Raw genomic sequence first — 16,029 nt, forward strand, 5'->3', positions numbered from 1 at the left:
TCGCAAGCTGAAAATGTTTCTGAATGTATTAGATTATTCAAGCTGCCTAAATATCGGGCAGCTTTTTGTTTATTCGTACATTGCTGCGGATAATCTCTAAGAAAAGGAGGCTTTTATGAAATCATTACAAGACTACACTCCCTGGAAGAGGGGAAAAAATCCTCTGGGTAAATCAGACTTGAGGAAGAGTGTCTGGCAGCTGGTCAATAGCATCATTCCCTTCATCCTGCTCTGGGGTCTCGCTTATGCAAGTTTGACGGTGTCTGTCTGGATTGCATTGGCGCTAGCCATTCCAGCTGCCGGATTTCTGGTCCGAATCTTCATTATTTTCCATGATTGCTGTCATCAGTCCTTTTTCGTGGGGAAAAAGGCGAATGCCATTGTAGGAACGATAACGGGAATCCTCACCTTCTTCCCTTATGACCAATGGAAAAATGAGCATTCCATTCATCATGCGACCAGCGGCAACTTAACCCGTAAAGGCACGGGCGATATTTGGACATTGACTACTACGGAATATGCTGCGCTCTCCCCAAGGAAGCGTTTGGGATACCGATTATATCGCAACCCGCTTGTTATGTTCGGACTTGGCCCTATTTTTCTGTTTATGATAGGTTACCGGATGAATCGGAAAGGCGCCAAACGCCAAGAGCGCCTGAACACGTATTTCACCAATGCGATGGTGGTCGGTTTGATGGGGCTGCTCTGCTGGACGCTGGGCTGGAAGGAGGTCCTTCTGATTCAAGGGTCGATTCTCTATCTGTCCGGCGTTGCGGGCATCTGGCTTTTCTACGTGCAGCATCAATTCGAGGGTGCGTATTACGAGCATGCGGACGACTGGGATTACGTGAGCGCCGCGATACACGGCAGTTCCTATTATAAGCTGCCGAGAGTTCTGCAATGGATGACAGGGAACATCGGCTTCCATCATATTCATCATCTGGATCCTCAGGTGACAAACTATCATTTGGAGCAAATCCATGAGAGTAACTCCGCAATGCAAGATGTCCCGGCCATTGGAATTCGCATGAGTCTGCGGGCGCTTCGATATCGACTATGGGACGAAGGCAGCAAACGATTTGTGGGGTTTAGAGGGTTGTAGGTATGACGGGTATAGCCTGCCAATAGAGAAATGTAGATGCTTCAAACAAAACCTCTGGCCGAAATGGGCCAGAGGTTTTGTTAGGATTATTAATTGTTGCTTTGAAGGTGCTTGTATGGTTTTGTCGAACTATAGTATATAATTTACGTGTAAGAATATTCCTTTAATAGGGATAAAGGGTGATTGCCGCATCTCAGATTACCCATGTCCAGCTAGACCGAATCTTAAGGAGGAATAAAAAGTGAAGCAATCCCAATTGAGTACCTTTATTCAAGAGCATGTTGAGGATGATGATTTTACAGGTGGAGTTTCAGACACGATCATTGCGCAAACGGAGGACAAACTAAAGGTTGTATTTCCGCCGAGCTATACATGGTTTTTGAAACACTATGGCTCGGGCGGAATTTTTGGCGTAGATATCCTCGGATGCGGGAAATCGGCAGTTCCTTCTGTTGTGTCGAATACCGAGAGGCTCCGTAATATAGGACTGCCCTCGAACTACATTGTCATTGAAAACTGCGATGAATTCTTTTATTGCCTTTATACCGGAGATAGAATAGAAAAGGAATGTCCGGTAGTCGTATGGGATCGAAACGGCGGAGCCAGCGAAAAACGGGCAGATGATTTTTATAGCTTTTTACTAGAACGACTCATGGATGCTAAAGAGAATTGGGAGGAATAAGCAGCAAAATAACTCATAGCAACAGACCCTAGCCTAAGGTCCAGTCCCAGCTACCTCCCAAGACCGTTATGTCCGGCTTATCCTGCGGATATAATGGAGGTATAGCACGGAACGTGTGTGATTGAGGCAGAAGGGGTGTTGAAGTGTGAAGACAACAACAGATGCGGCGTCGATGGCGCAGGCGGGGAAGGTAAAGTGGGTGCTGTTTAATCCCAAAACCTATGCCACGATTCTTTACTTATTGTTATCTCTCCCGTTAGGGATTGTCTATTTGACCGTGGCGGTATTGGGGTTGGCCTTGTCCGTGGGTTTAACGCCCATATTTATCGGAATTCCGCTGTTTTTTGGCGTAGCGAAGCTGTTGAACGGGATTGTGCATTTTGAACAGAGTATGATCAGACAGATTCTGGGGCTGCCGGCTCCTGCAGCAGCGGTTTCGTCCTCGCCACGGTCTGAAGCCGCGGGGAACTGGTTTAAGCGAATGATAAGCAGCTTTGATGGTACGCTCTTCATCCGGAATCTGCTGCTGGTTATCCTGCGGTTTGTAACAGGGGTTGTATTCTTTGCAGTTATGGTAACGTTCCTGGCGCTGGGACTTGGCTTTATTGCGCTTCCCGCGGTGCACATCATTCTGATGAATGAGCTGCAGCTGGATATTCTGGAGAATAGCGTGTTCAGTTATTTCCACATCAATTGGACGTACAATCAGCAATATCTGCTGTATGTAGGTGTGGGCGTTGTTCTGTTCTGGGTGGCCCTGCGTGTTGTGAATGGACTGATGCAAATTCAGCGTAGAATCATGTATGTGGATGAGCTTTATCAGCAGCCGTCCGTACCAGTGGAGGTTTACCAGCCTGCGCCGGCACAGATGCAGCCTTACGAGTACCCGGAGGTTTATCCCGCTCAAGGGATGCTGCAGGCTGCCCATCGGGAGCTATAGATAGAAGCGTTCATGATTGTATGAATACAAAACCTCTGACCAGAACCGGTCAGAGGTTTTTTTATGATCAATGAAACCATAACCCGAACAGCTTGTTCACGGGCTCATAGACCACCTTGAGGACAAGCAGCAGGCTGGGCATCTTCATTCCATACAGGGAGCAGAGGGCGGCTCCCAGTCCGGCAAGCCAGAAGAGAAGCGTAACCACCCGTTCCCGCCGCATCCGCTTCTTCTTGAGCACCCGCCAGTCAATCATTCCAAAAACGGCTGCGGTCACCACAACAGCGATAGTCAGCACGGATGTTCACTCCTTAATATCGCCTATGATGGATTTGTCGATCAATCCGATGCGGTTAATTCTTACTGTGGCCTTGTAATGGATGGGCAAGGATTTCAGATAATCGTCTCCATACTCTTCCTTCAGCCTTGCCCAAGCCTTGGGGTTCGAACGGTAGATGGATTCCCCAAACCCCATAATGTCCGCGTTAAAACGCTCATTGATGTGCTCCACAGCTGTCCGCATACGGTAAATAATGCGTTCCTCCGTCTTGCGCTCCAGCTCCTTGATTGTCTCTTCCTTGCTTAGGTCATCCAGGCTCTCGGACTCCTGAACATTACAGGTTGCTTTGACATGCAGGTAAATATGCGGCTTCCCGTTCTCAACCTTCACCTTTCGGGTGGTAGAGGTTTGCAGCGACCCGACCACGATGGGCTGACCATCATCTCCCTCTACGGGGCCTGTGGATTGAACGACGTTATCGGTTACGTAATTGTAGCCGATGGTTTCATTGTCATCCAGCCAGCCCAGCATCTTGTCCTTCCGGAAAACAGCCACATTGCTAAACCGCATTCTGGCTTGGGGCAAGGTACCCTCCAGGCTGCTTTGCTTTTTTCCCGCTTTGGAGTTGCCCAGTATCTCCAGCCCGGTGAGAACAGGGTTCTTCCCCTGGCATAGCATATTCTCAAGCAGACTTCGAAAGGGAACGGCAACCGTTTTGGCCGAAATATTCTGGGATTTCTCCAGCGATTCAAACAGCTTGCTTGCTGGAAGCTTATTGAGGGGAGTGAGGATTCCCAGCACATTCTCCGCCGTGTTGTTCCGGGCGACCATTACATAATAATCGTCACGCGGCTCCCGGCTTCGTTTCAAGACATCAAGCACCTCGGCAATGCCGCTCCTGGCCAGCTCCTCCCCGATTACCAGCACGCGGATGTGCCCGTAGTAGGCGACTCTGGAGCTGATAAGCGCATATTGCCGTTGGGTTTCGTAGAGAGTAGGGACATTAAAGGAGGACATGATGACCGGCACACCAACTCCTCCTCCTCCTCCGGCTGCCTGGGGTGTAATGGCCGAGGGGATGACCACCTGCAGCGTTACCCTGTACCCGGAGGGGGCTTTATCCAGGCCCAGCCCCAACACAAAAGCTGTTTCATTAAGCTCCCGCCGTTCCCAGCATCCGCTTATGGGCGTCATCAACAGAAGAACGGCAAGTAACCCTGCAACGGCTTTAAGGCTTTTCGGATTCATGTTGCCGCTCCTTTTTCCGTTTATGGCCTTGACGCCTCGTGTTGTTCAACGAGGACTCCGCCGGCCGGGTATTCTGGTAGGGCCAGGGAAACCGGAAGATGGAATCCTTGATATCCCGGGAACGAAAGGGGCCGATCGGACTCATATAAGGTTCCCCGAAGGATTGGAGGCTTGCCAGATGGAGAATAATGACGAACACGCCGAATAACGTTCCGAACAGTCCGATAAAACCGGCCAGGCCAATCAAGGCAAACCGGATGATCCGGGCCGCAATCGACATTCCCATCTCCGGAATGACAAAGCTGGCAATGGCCGTGATGGATACAATAATGACCATAGATGACGAGATAAATCCTGCTGCTACCGCCGCTTGGCCGATGACCAAGGTTCCCACGATGGAAATGGCCTGCCCTACATTCTTGGGAATACGGACGCCTGCCTCACGCAGGATCTCGTAGGTCAGCTCCATCAGTACCGCCTCCACAAAAGCAGGAAAGGGAACATTCTCCCGTTGGGCGGCCAGGCTGATCACCAGATTCGTCGGGATCATCTCCTGATGGTAGGTGGTAATCGCTACATAGAAGGAAGGGGCCAGCAGAGTAATGAAAAAAGCCAGAAAACGTACAAAGCGCAGAAGCGTGGAAATATCTGCCCGCTGGTAATAATCCTCGGCGGATTGGAAGAAGACGGTGAAAAAGGTCGGCACCAAAAGGACGAACGGTGTTCCATCCACCAGAATCGCTACCTTGCCCTCCAGAATTCCTGCTGCAACCGTATCCGGACGGTCCGTGTTGTATACGGTAGGGAACGGGGTAAAGGTTTTATCCTGAATAAATTCCTCAATGTATCCGCTCTCCAAAATGCTGTCCGTATCGATTGCCTCCAGCCTGCGTTTCACTTCTTTCACCAGACCCGGTTTCACAATAGAGTTGAGGTACATGATGGATACACTGGTCTGGGTCAATCTGCCGATTTGGAAGGTCTCCAGCCAAAGCTGGGGATCCTTGATTTTACGCCGAACCAGCGCGGTATTGGTGCGGATATTCTCGGTAAATCCCTCCATCGGCCCTCTGACTACGGCTTGCGTATTCGAATCGCCAACGTCACGGTCCTCCCAGCCCGGCAGCCCGACACGAAGTGCGGCCACTGTTCCATCCACCATAATCATGACGTTACCGGACATAAGCTCGTGGACAAATTGTTTGGGAGTGCGGGTAATGGAAAGGTCGCCTGCAATCAGGATCTGCTTGTAGAGAAGCTCCAGCTTTTGATCCGCATCCAGTCCCTCCAGCCGTTCCGTCATATAACGGTCCTGAAGGGAATAAAGAATGGATTGGTGCAGGACCTGTGTATGCACTAATCCATCTATATAGATGACGTTGATGAATGTGGAATCATCCGGCTGCAGCTCTTTTATAACCAAGTCGGTGCTGTTCCCGAGCAGTTGGGCCAGCAGGTTGGCGTTATCCGCCAGATGGGTTGAGAAGCTGTCGTTTACGCTCTTGTTCATCGCGGGCACCCCCGTTATCCTTACCATTACTGTTGGGTAGTATGGGAAAAACAGGCAGTTATTATTCTTTTCACTATGGGTCCCTGCTTATAATTTTCCTATTCATGGAAAACATAAGGCTGCAGCTTATTAGCGGCAGAGAAGGGGCGGAAAGCATGAGTCTGGAGAAGGATCAGATCTCCTCTAACCAGTTGAGTATGTTAGGGCTATTGTGTGTGGTTGGAGATATGGCGCTGGTATATCCGGCTGCGATGACGGCAGGGGCCCATCAAGATGCCTGGATAGCAGGATTGATCAGCATTCCGCTGGGCCTCGGTATCATTAAGTTGCTGCTGCTCGTATCCCAAATGAATCAGAACCAGACCATCATTGAGCAATCTAGTCAAATTTTGGGCAGATGGGCAGGAGGGGCCGTAGCCGTCAGTTATCTGTTCTTTTTTTTGATCTGCTGTGCTACGTATGTACGAGAGATGGAGGATTTTTTGACCACACAAATTTATGAGGGGACTCCGGGTGAAGTAATTCGGCTGATGACCATTATCCTGTTGGTGTATGGGCTCCGGCTGGGGCTTGGAACCTTGGGCAGAGCGGCCCAGGTTTTCCTTCCATTCTTCATCTTTTTTCTGGTTTGCCTTTTCGTGCTGCTGCTTCCCGAGGTCAAGATCGGACGGATTCAACCGTTTATGAATACAACGCCTGCCAGCTTTCTTCATACACTTATGTTCGGTGTTTTCTACCCCTTCGGGGAAATGTGCGTGTTTTTGATGGTGCTCCCTTTTGTCAAAAAAGAAAAGAGCACCAACCGGAAGCTGTTTATCTCCTTGTTGATTGGTTCCTTGGGACTGAACGTGATTCTGTTTCTTTCCTTAACGGTATTGGGTGTCTACTTCTCGGAGCATGAATTCTATGCGGCCTATATTCTTGCCCAGACCATTAACATCGGCAATTTCCTGCAGCGGCTGGAAGCACTTATGGCTACAACCTGGATTATCAGCACCTATTTCAAAAGCGTACTGTTCTTTTACGCCTTCATCCTGGGCTCTGCACAGGTGCTCAAGCTGAAAACCTACCATACCTTAATTTTTCCTGCCGCATTTCTGTTGTTTGGCATTTCCAGGCTGATAGCCAAGGACATTATCCTTTATATTAAGGAAATTCCGGAATATTGGGTAGACTGGAACCTGACCCATGCGCTCCTTTTTCCGGTACTTCTGCTCCTGGTTAACAAAATCCGGCTGAATGTCAGCCGCCGGCAACCGGAAGGATGAATTCGGGCTGGCTCCGCCGCGTAGGATAAGATAGACTACTGAGTAGATATCGTATGGGACAAAAGGAGGCGGGCCGATATGGCGGCGAATGGGTGGCTGGCTCTTATCATCATGGTGGTGGCCAATGGGATTGTTGCCTGGACATTATTCACCGGGGTGGAGCCGGTCAGCAGGCAGGCCAAAAAATGGTTCTTCATCGTAGCCAACGGGGTCGGACTGGTTCTGGCAATCTCCCAATGGATTTGGATGGATTTTTAACAGGAGGATGTTGACGAGTTTATTGAAAAGGGGTATGCTCCGTATATTAAAAATGCCTGAAATCAAGGCTTTACATGAATGAAGGAGCAATCAACGCAATGAAATTTTATTACGCCCCAATGGAGGGGCTGACGGGATATATTTACCGGAATGCCCACTATGCGTTTTTCCATAATGTCGATAAGTACTTTTCCCCTTTTATTGTCCCGCAGCAGAACGAAAGCTTCAAAACCCGGGATATCAACGATATTCTGCCGGAGCATAACCAGGGGCTGGTATTGATACCCCAATTGCTGACCAACAATTCCAAGGACTTCGTTCAAACCTCCAAAAAATTAAAGCTCATGGGCTATAATGAGATCAATTTAAATTTGGGCTGTCCTTCGGGAACGGTGGTTTCCAAGCATAAGGGCTCTGGATTTCTGGCCAAACGCGAGGAGCTGGACCAGTTTTTGGAGGAGATTTTTGCCCATTCCGTAACGAAAATCTCCGTTAAAACCAGACTGGGCAAGGACCAGCACGAGGAGTTCTACGCGTTAATGGAGATCTTCAATAAATATCCCATGGAAGAGCTGATCATACATCCCCGGATTCAAAAGGACTTCTATAAAAACACACCGAATCTTGACATTTTCCGGGATGCCTTGCAGGTAAGCAAAAACCCGGTTTGTTATAATGGAGATCTGTTTACCATCAAGGAATACAAGGCATTTACGGCCGATTTCCCGACAGTAGATACCCTGATGATCGGCAGAGGCCTATTGGCGAATCCCGGGCTGATCAGTGAAATCACGAATAACGTGACAATCGGCAAGCAACAGCTGCGGGACTTTCATGATAAAGTGTATGAGGGTTACCAGGGTGTGCTGTTTGGAGATAAGAATGTGCTGTATAAGATGAAAGAGCTGTGGATGTATATGATTCAAATGTTTGAGGACCCTGCCAAATATATGAAGAAAATCCGCAAGTCCGAACGGTTATCCGACTACGACGAAGTGGTATCCAGTGTATTCCGTGAGCTGGAGCTGGTCGTGAACTAAATCATGAAGAACACCGAAAAACCGCTGACGGAAAGAATTCCGTTGGCGTTTTTTTCTTATGGGATATAGTATTATGGAATTATACTTCTATATTTAGGAAGAGGCATGAATCATGGAAGCGTCTGAACTGAAAGAAAAGCTATCCAATCTCTCCATCTGGAAAAAGAACGGGCAGCGTGCCCCGCATAAGCCATTGCTGATCCTGTTAGGGCTGGCTCAGCTTCAGCAAAACCGGAGAATTTTGCCGTATGCGCTTGTCCGGGAGAAACTCAAGAAGCTGCTGATGGAGTTTGGGCCTCCCAGGCAGTCCTATCATCCGGAGGAGCCGTTTGTCCGGCTAACCAAAGACGGGATTTGGAAATTAAGCAACCCGGTGGATAAAAAGCATTTTTCGGACAAACAGCTATTGGCCCAGCAGATCGAGGGCGGGTTCAGTGAAGAGGTATTGGATCTTCTTCAATACAATGAAGCTGTTTTGCAGGAGCTGGCAGAGCTGTTATTAAACGAACACTTCCCGGAAACCATTCACCAAGATATTCTGGATGAAATCGGGCTGGATTTTTCTTCACGAAAACTGCGGAGGCGTGATCCGGGGTTCCGGAACCGAATTCTCAAAGCCTACGAATACAGCTGTGCGGTCTGCGGCTTCAATGTCAGGCTGGGGCATACTCTTGTGGGCGTTGACGCGGCTCATATCCAATGGCATCAAGCCGGTGGACCGGACATTGAGGAGAATGGAATTGCGCTTTGTTCCCTGCATCACAAAATGTTTGACCGGGGTGTATTTATGATTACGCCGGAGAGTGAGCTGCTGGTGGCAGAGCAGGCCCATGGGACATATGGCTTCCAGGAGTGGTTAATGCGTTATCACGGCAAGCCTATACGCTCCCCGATTCACCCGGATTATGAGCCGAAAGAGAAATTTATTCAATGGCATGTGAAGGAAGTGTTTCGGGAACCGGCCAGATACCACAGGGTTCTATAAGCCACTCATAAAGGAGGAATATCCATGCTGTTTATGCTCATCGTCAATGGTTCGGCGAATTTTGAAGCGGTTCAGTGGGCCATGCGGATGCCGGACCCGCAGGGTTTTGGAGAGGGCCAAATTGAGTTGCGGCAAGTATTCGAAGCATCAGATAAAAGCGAGGGTTCGGAGCATTGAGCGGATTACGCCGGGGTGTAGCTGCTATGAAACCGTTTCTTCTGTCTTGTACGATGTGCCTTATGCTTCTGACTGCTTGCACCGACGGCGGAACCGGAGATAATGCCCCGACTGCCCCAAGTGGTGCCAGTTTTCCGCCTCTCGCCACCACTGCGCCCCCATCTGCATCCCCTATTCAACCTGACGCTTCTCTTCCTTCTGCCTCTACCCCTCGGCCAGCCCAGGATGTGGCTTCACTCATCCCCGCGGGATGGAACTTGTTGAACGATCCTCAGAATGTGATGGCAGAAGGCGATTTGAATAAGGATGGCATTCCGGATGTGGCAATGGTTATAGAGCGGGCGGAAGGCGGGCTGGAGGCCCCCCGCTCCTTATTGATAGCATTCGGCACCAAGGAGAACACATACTCTCTGTCCATTTTGGCCGAGCATGTGATTTTATCCGCTTGGGAGGGAGGCGTTTTTGGCGATCCCTTTAGTGGACTCTCTATTGACCGGGGCTCAGTGGTGATCAGTGATTACGGAGGCAGCAGCACGAAGTGGTACCATACGTACCGGTTCAGATTCCAGGATAATGTTTGGTACCTCATCGGGGCGACCATGGGAACCATTTTCCCCATTAGTGAAGAATTAGGGATGGGCGTTGATGAGGATGATTATAATCTGCTGACAGGCGACTATATTAGTAAACGAACCAATAAAGCGGGAGCGGAAGAAGTTACGAAAGGAAACAGAGGCAAGAAGCCGCTTGTGAAGCTGGGTGAGTTTGATATAACTAACATATAAGCAGGTGGGTTGGCGGATAGGAGGGAGGATGACATGCACAAGAAAGCTTCGAAAAAATCGGGATCTGAGCAGCCGCCCCAACATGCATTTTTGCTGTTGCCGGTTCAGGAGCTATATGCCGTTCTACGCGCCACGGATGATGTTATTGGCGAGGGAGGAGTACGCAGGTAGCCAAGATATTGAAGGCTCTAAGGAAAAGCAGCTGCTTGAGAAGGGGCTGGACCAGAATCCCGCCTACGGCTTTTTCCATGACCTGAAGCAGGAGCAGATTATGGAGAAAATCGATAGTCTGATCGATAGGCGCTATATCCGGACAGCGTGGGAAGGGAAGCTGCCCATTCTTGAATTTACACCACTGGGCTGGGCGGTGGAGCGGGAACGGCGGGCCAAGGAATTCCTGCAGGAGTGGGACCATTGGATAGAAACTGGAATTACCCCTATGAGTATGGAATATTTGAAGGGGCGCAACCGCGGGATGCTGTTCCTGTTTCTCTATATGATTCTGTGCTCGGGTGATAAACGTTATATTCCCTTCCTGAAACAGTGGGCGAGCATTGAGTTCAAGAAGGTACAAGCAGAGATCCGGCAGGTCATCAATGACCTGGAACAGCGGGAGCATATGGAGGTGGCCGAATGGCAAACCCTTTTGGTGCAGCGAACAAGATCTCTGATTGTTCGTTCCGAACAGCCGATTTTCCTCGATTGCCAGGAATGCGGACACCCGTTTATCTTCGATGAATATGACTTGAGCTGTTACCAGTCGGACGGGATTCAATTTACAGAAATTTGCCCCCGCTGCCAGTTTGATAAGGAAGAAAGAGAAATGAAGAGGAGTGAAAAACGTGGGAGGAAGAAATGATCCCTGCCCTTGCGGAAGCGGAAAGAAGTATAAGCAATGCTGTTGGCAGAAGCAGGCGGACATCAGCTGAAGGTGGAGCACCATGAAGGTTTCCCGCTACCAGGTGGCTGACTTCTATGAGCAAGGTCTGATGATTGAGGATATTTGGTCTCACCAACGTTACCGGATGCCCTATTGTGATTAATTTGTGCCACGGCATCAATAACAGGGACAAGTAGGCAAAAACGCCTTCGGCACCACGAAAAGTGGGGGCCGAAGACGTTTTTCTTTTGCCAACATACAGGTATTAAATGGAATGGTAGCGAATCATATGGGAGAGAAGGTGCTGCAGCAAATTAGTGGTAAGGAGAGTACAGACATGCGGTTGCGGGGAATGATTACACGGAGATTTCCCAGGTATATGATGCTTTTGTTGGCGTTTACGTTATTAATCGGGGCTATTCCGGTGTTGTCCCTTGGTCTTTATTCTTATTATGTGGCGGCGGGTGATGTGGAGCAGAAGACCAAGGAGAGTAATATGCAGCTGCTGTCCCAGACCCAGATGTATATCGAGCAGCTGAAGAAAACGACAGAGCTGACCGGCAATCAATTTGCCCGTTCCCCTCTGGTGGCGGCGGCCTTGAGCGCGCCTATTGATGTGGAGGAGCATATCCAGATCCGGGACCTGTACTCGGGCTTGTATAATCTGCAGACGTTCTCCAGTGTAAGCGAGGCGTATCTCATTGACCTTCAGCATGATTGGGTGCTGAACTTTACTTCGGTCAATTCCCTGAACGGACTCTCCTTCAAGGACCGGCTTCCCGTTTATGCCAATCATCCGAATAATATGTTCTGGGACACGGGTTATCTTCCCTCTGACGGGGGAGCGGCTCCGCCAGGTACGGGGAATGATACGATCCGGTTGGTGCAAAAGCTGCCTATATTGCCCTTTACCCATCAGCCCAAAGGGTTCCTGATTATTGAAATTGACAAGCCGCGGCTTCGGGCTATGCTGACGGACAATACCAAGGAGCAGATGGGCAAGGTCTACGTGATGGATTACACCGGGCTGGATTTTCTGGACCGGAGGGATGAGGAAGCCACCCATTATGCGGCTATGAATAAGCGGATTGCCGAATCCATTGCCTCCTCGGGGCAGTCTTCCGGATATATGTACGGCCGGATAGATAACCGCGATATGGTCTTTACCTACAGGCAGTCCTCGTATAACGAGTGGATCTATGTATCCGCCGTGTCTCTGAAGGAGCTGACCCGGGAAACCCGCAAGATCGCTACAGGCACCGTGGTTGCTTCCAGTCTGGTGCTGATTGTGGTGGGGCTGCTGGCCTGGTTTATTACCCGCAGGATGTATTCGCCCATCCGCAGGCTGGCCGAGATGACGGAGGCCGTCTCCATTGGGGAGAGTGGAGGTAAGGATGAGTTCTCCTCGCTGGAGAAACGGTTTGACATTCTGTTCAGCAACAGCCAGAACATGCAGCAGCAGATGCAGGACCAGCTGGCGCAGCTGAAGCAGTTCCTGATGCTGAAGCTGTTGGCCGGCCAACTATCTGAGAGCGAGTTTACCTATAGGAGCGCCCTGTTCGGATTCCCCGCCGGGTGGAAGCGGCTGGCGGTACTGACCCTGCAGATCGATACCCTTCAGGATACCCGCTACGGGGAGCATGATAAGGAGCTGCTGTTGTTTGCCATCCAGAATATGGTGGGTGAGCTCATCGCTCCGGAGGTGCTGTTCAGTCCCGTTCTGGTGAACCAATCCCAGGTCAACATGGTGGCCAGCGGCCTGGAGGACGAGGGAGAGCTGCGGACCTATTATTATGGGCTGTGCGACCTGATCAAGTCCAAGGTAATGGAGTTTCTGAAGGTGAGCATCAGCATCGGCATCAGCAGCCCCTTCGAACAAACCTCTTATGTGGTGCGTGCTTATAATGAAAGCTTGGAGGCGTTGAAGCGGCGTGTCTATCTGGGCAGCGGTATGATTATCCATTACGGGGATACGGAGCCCGGGTTAAGCAATATGGCCGCTGCCGCATACACCCAGATCAAGTGGACGGAGGATCAGCTGATCCAGGCCCTGAGCCTGGGGGATACGGAAAAAGCCACGGACTGGTTCGATACGTATGTATCCGAGCTGTCGGAGAGCAATCTCAGCACGAAGGAATACCCGGTGTTTATGATGCAGCTGGTCTCCCGGATCTACCAGATTGTCCAGGAGAAGGGCGGAACCGTCCATCATGTCCTGGGGGAACGGGCCTCCTACGCCAGGCTAATGCGGCTGAATGCAGTGGATGATATCGCAGCATGGTTCAAGCGGGATCTGATCCAGCCGGTGGGATTGTTCCTGGCCGGTCTGGAGGATTCCCAGTATGTCAGCATTGCCAACAAGATTATTCAGCTGATCAAGGAAGGCTACAGCCGGGATATGACGCTGGAGGGCTGCGCGGAGGAGATGAAATTCCACCCTGTTTATCTGGGCCGGGTCTTCAAGCGGGAAACGGGCATGACCTTCAGCGAATATCTGGTCAATTACCGGATGACCCTGGCCAAGGAATGGCTGGAAAACACCAATATGAAGGTGTCCGACATCTCCGACAGGCTGAATTATTCCAATACAACGGCCTTTATCCGCAGCTTCCGCAAGGTGGTGGGGATTACGCCGGGGCAGTTCCGGACGAACCAGCAGAAGCAAGCTTAGCATAGACATTATCCAATTCCGTCATAGCAGGCCCCGCCGGGCCGCCTATGGCGGATCTTTTTGTGGACAGGATGAAGTGTTAAATCAAAATGGGGGATATTTTATACGTTGTCTGATGGTAGCCTGCAGGTATGATAATGATCATTTCCTCTGGTCTTTTCCGGAAAACCCAGGAATAACAAGGGTTTGCGCGAAGAAGTTGGTTACGATCTATAGCATGTAATAACAGCCGGGATGATAATGGGGGCATGCAAGTGAAATGGATGACGGCCGAAAGGAGATTAACCGGTGAGTATACCAGCAGATGCGAAAGTGCAAACAGAAGTCAGAGTATCAAGCAAGCACAGGTGGATAAAGGAACTCCTAAAGGACCGGTGGCTGTATGTCATGGCATTGCCCGGCCTTCTGTATTTCCTGGTTTTTAAGTACGTCCCCATGTACGGGCTAATAATGGCATTCCAGGATTTTAAGCCCCATCTCGGATTTATGGATAGCCAATGGGTCGGGCTCAAGCACTTCTCCCGCTTCTTCGGGGAAGAGCAGTTCTGGATGCTGTTCCGCAACACCTTCTTATTGGCGATTTACAACCTGCTTTTCTTTTTCCCGCTGCCTATCGTGCTCTCCTTAATGCTCAATGAGCTGCGGAAGGACCGGGTCAAGCGTTTCGTCCAAACCCTGATCTATATTCCCCACTTCGTATCCTGGGTGGTGGTGGTGGGTATCTTCTACATTCTGTTCACCACGGAAGGCGGAGCAGTCAACGAGCTGCTGTATTCGATTACGGGAGAGAAGGTTCCTTTTCTGCTGGAGCCAGGCTGGTTTCGAACCATGATTATTTCCCAGTCTATCTGGAAAGAGGTAGGGTGGGGCACGATTATCTTCCTGGCCGCATTGGCCGGGGTGGATTTGCAGCTGTATGAAGCAGCCCGGATGGACGGAGCAGGCCGCTGGAGGCAGATGTGGCATGTTACGCTCCCGGCGATCCGCAGCACCATTATCATTCTGCTGATTCTGAAGCTGGGAAGCTTCCTGGATTCGGGCTTCGAGCATATCTTCCTGATGCTCACGCCGACCAACCGGGAGGTCGGAGAGGTATTCGATACCTACGTCTATGTCAAAGGGCTGACGCAGGGGCAGTTCAGCTACAGTGCAGCGGTGGGCATGTTCAAGTCGGTGGTGGGGCTGATCCTCGTCTTGTCATCCAACTGGCTGGCCAAACGCTTCGGTGAAGAAGGCGTCTATTAATCTACCGGAAAGGAGGAGCGACATCCATGAAGCAGGACCATACATGGAGCAATCGGCTGTTCGATATAGTCAATACCGCATTGTTATCCCTGATCGGAATCATCTGTGTGCTGCCCTTTATCTATGTGCTTGCCGTATCGTTTACGGCCCCGCATATTGTGGCAGAAGGCGGATTTATCTTGTACCCGAAGGAGGTTTCCCTGGCGGCATACCGGTACATTTTTTCCTCCAATGCCTTAATCCGGAGCCTGGGTGTATCCATATACATTACCGTAGTCGGCACACTCCTCAATCTTGTGCTTACATCTTTATTGGCGTATCCGCTCTCCCGGAAAAGCTTCAAGGGCCGGAGCGTGATGCTGTTGGCGGTGCTGTTCACCATGCTGTTTAACGGCGGGCTGATCCCCACCTATTATGTGGTGAAGTCCCTGCATCTGATCGATTCTCTGTGGGCCTTGATGATTCCGACGGCAATCAGCGCCTTTAACCTGATTATCCTCAAGAACTTCTTCCAGCAGATGCCGGACGGGATTGAGGACTCCGCCAAGATTGACGGCTGCAATGATCTGGGCATTCTGTTCCGGATCGTCATCCCGCTGTCCCTGCCCGCCATCGCCACCTTCGGACTGTTCTACGCCGTGGATCATTGGAATAAGTTCTTCAGCGCCGTCATGTATATCAATAATAATGAGAAGTGGCCGATTCAGGTGCTGCTTCGGGAAATCGTCATCAATGCCAACAGCCGTGTAGGCGATACGAATATGGATGAAATGAATATTCAACCGCTCACCATCAAGATGGCGGTGATCGTCTTCGCTACCCTGCCGATTATGGCGGTGTATCCGTTCCTGCAGAAGCATTTTGCCAAAGGGGTTATGCTGGGGTCTGTGAAGGGATAAGCTTCCCCCAAAAGTGACGAGAGGCTTTGTATCTAAAAAATATTGGGAGGTCAACAAGT

General features: G+C 50.4%; 16 protein-coding genes and 1 pseudogene. 14 read left to right on the plus strand and 3 right to left on the minus strand.

What is annotated here, in order from left to right:
* Positions 1-115 precede the first annotated feature (115 nt).
* The 3 genes from desA (at position 116) to ACI1P1_RS12485 (ending at position 2,724) form a co-directional block, all read left to right on the plus strand.
* Positions 116-1,102, plus strand: a complete 987-nt coding sequence (gene desA, locus ACI1P1_RS12475) for a Delta(5) desaturase DesA (protein WP_416216718.1) — start codon at positions 116-118, stop codon at positions 1,100-1,102.
* A 241-nt stretch (positions 1,103-1,343) separates the two neighbouring features.
* The gene (locus ACI1P1_RS12480) at positions 1,344-1,784 is read left to right on the plus strand and encodes an SMI1/KNR4 family protein (protein WP_416216719.1); all 441 of its coding nucleotides are present in this window, start codon (positions 1,344-1,346) and stop codon (positions 1,782-1,784) included.
* A gap of 172 nt (positions 1,785-1,956) precedes the next feature.
* Positions 1,957-2,724: a sensor domain-containing protein gene (locus tag ACI1P1_RS12485; RefSeq protein ID WP_416216851.1), complete on the plus strand. Its 768-nt coding sequence runs from the start codon at positions 1,957-1,959 to the stop codon at positions 2,722-2,724.
* A gap of 67 nt (positions 2,725-2,791) precedes the next feature.
* Here the strand turns inward: ACI1P1_RS12485 and ACI1P1_RS12490 are convergent, their stop codons facing one another.
* From ACI1P1_RS12490 to ACI1P1_RS12500, 3 genes are read right to left on the minus strand one after another with little or no spacing between them, the layout of a single operon-like run.
* A complete protein-coding gene (locus tag ACI1P1_RS12490) occupies positions 2,792-3,022 on the minus strand; it encodes a hypothetical protein (RefSeq protein WP_416216720.1) in 231 nt (76 codons plus the stop codon).
* A 6-nt stretch (positions 3,023-3,028) separates the two neighbouring features.
* Positions 3,029-4,252: a Ger(x)C family spore germination protein gene (locus ACI1P1_RS12495; RefSeq protein ID WP_416216721.1), complete on the minus strand. Its 1,224-nt coding sequence runs from the start codon at positions 4,250-4,252 to the stop codon at positions 3,029-3,031.
* A complete protein-coding gene (locus ACI1P1_RS12500) occupies positions 4,233-5,762 on the minus strand; it encodes a spore germination protein (protein ID WP_416216722.1) in 1,530 nt (509 codons plus the stop codon). The genes ACI1P1_RS12495 and ACI1P1_RS12500 overlap by 20 nt, the downstream gene beginning before the upstream one ends.
* A gap of 155 nt (positions 5,763-5,917) precedes the next feature.
* On the opposite strand from ACI1P1_RS12500, the gene ACI1P1_RS12505 reads away from it, so the two are divergent.
* The 11 genes and pseudogenes from ACI1P1_RS12505 to ACI1P1_RS12555 all read left to right on the plus strand — a co-directional run bounded on the left by ACI1P1_RS12505 (position 5,918) and on the right by ACI1P1_RS12555 (position 15,970).
* Positions 5,918-7,030, plus strand: a complete 1,113-nt coding sequence (locus tag ACI1P1_RS12505) for a GerAB/ArcD/ProY family transporter (RefSeq protein WP_416216723.1) — start codon at positions 5,918-5,920, stop codon at positions 7,028-7,030.
* A gap of 78 nt (positions 7,031-7,108) precedes the next feature.
* Complete coding sequence (locus ACI1P1_RS12510) at positions 7,109-7,288, plus strand: hypothetical protein (protein WP_416216724.1); 180 nt, start codon at positions 7,109-7,111, stop codon at positions 7,286-7,288.
* A 98-nt stretch (positions 7,289-7,386) separates the two neighbouring features.
* Complete coding sequence (locus ACI1P1_RS12515) at positions 7,387-8,328, plus strand: tRNA dihydrouridine synthase (protein ID WP_416216725.1); 942 nt, start codon at positions 7,387-7,389, stop codon at positions 8,326-8,328.
* 112 nt (positions 8,329-8,440) lie between these two features.
* Positions 8,441-9,313, plus strand: a complete 873-nt coding sequence (locus ACI1P1_RS12520) for a phosphorothioated DNA-binding restriction endonuclease (RefSeq protein WP_416216726.1) — start codon at positions 8,441-8,443, stop codon at positions 9,311-9,313.
* Positions 9,314-9,376: 63 nt separating this feature from the next.
* Positions 9,377-9,490 (plus strand): annotated as a pseudogene (locus ACI1P1_RS12525) (YciI family protein); the annotation flags it as partial.
* A gap of 260 nt (positions 9,491-9,750) precedes the next feature.
* Positions 9,751-10,275 carry a hypothetical protein gene (locus ACI1P1_RS12530; protein WP_416216727.1) on the plus strand — a complete coding sequence of 175 codons (525 nt, stop codon included), beginning with the start codon at positions 9,751-9,753 and terminating at the stop codon, positions 10,273-10,275.
* Positions 10,276-10,390: 115 nt separating this feature from the next.
* Positions 10,391-11,134: an RQC-minor-1 family DNA-binding protein gene (locus ACI1P1_RS12535; RefSeq protein WP_416216728.1), complete on the plus strand. Its 744-nt coding sequence runs from the start codon at positions 10,391-10,393 to the stop codon at positions 11,132-11,134.
* Complete coding sequence (locus tag ACI1P1_RS12540) at positions 11,118-11,204, plus strand: SEC-C metal-binding domain-containing protein (protein WP_416216852.1); 87 nt, start codon at positions 11,118-11,120, stop codon at positions 11,202-11,204. Before ACI1P1_RS12535 ends, ACI1P1_RS12540 begins: the two co-directional genes overlap by 17 nt.
* 288 nt (positions 11,205-11,492) lie before the next feature.
* Positions 11,493-13,826, plus strand: coding sequence for a helix-turn-helix domain-containing protein (locus tag ACI1P1_RS12545; protein WP_416216729.1), 2,334 nt, complete (start codon positions 11,493-11,495; stop codon positions 13,824-13,826).
* Positions 13,827-14,138: 312 nt separating this feature from the next.
* A complete protein-coding gene (locus ACI1P1_RS12550; protein WP_416216853.1) occupies positions 14,139-15,071 on the plus strand; it encodes an ABC transporter permease in 933 nt (310 codons plus the stop codon).
* A 26-nt stretch (positions 15,072-15,097) separates the two neighbouring features.
* Positions 15,098-15,970, plus strand: a complete 873-nt coding sequence (locus tag ACI1P1_RS12555; RefSeq protein ID WP_416216730.1) for a carbohydrate ABC transporter permease — start codon at positions 15,098-15,100, stop codon at positions 15,968-15,970.
* Positions 15,971-16,029: the final 59 nt, after the last annotated feature.

Origin of the sequence: Paenibacillus mesotrionivorans, from assembly GCF_046098205.1 — a bacterium.
Taxonomy (GTDB): domain Bacteria; phylum Bacillota; class Bacilli; order Paenibacillales; family NBRC-103111; genus Paenibacillus_AR; species Paenibacillus_AR mesotrionivorans.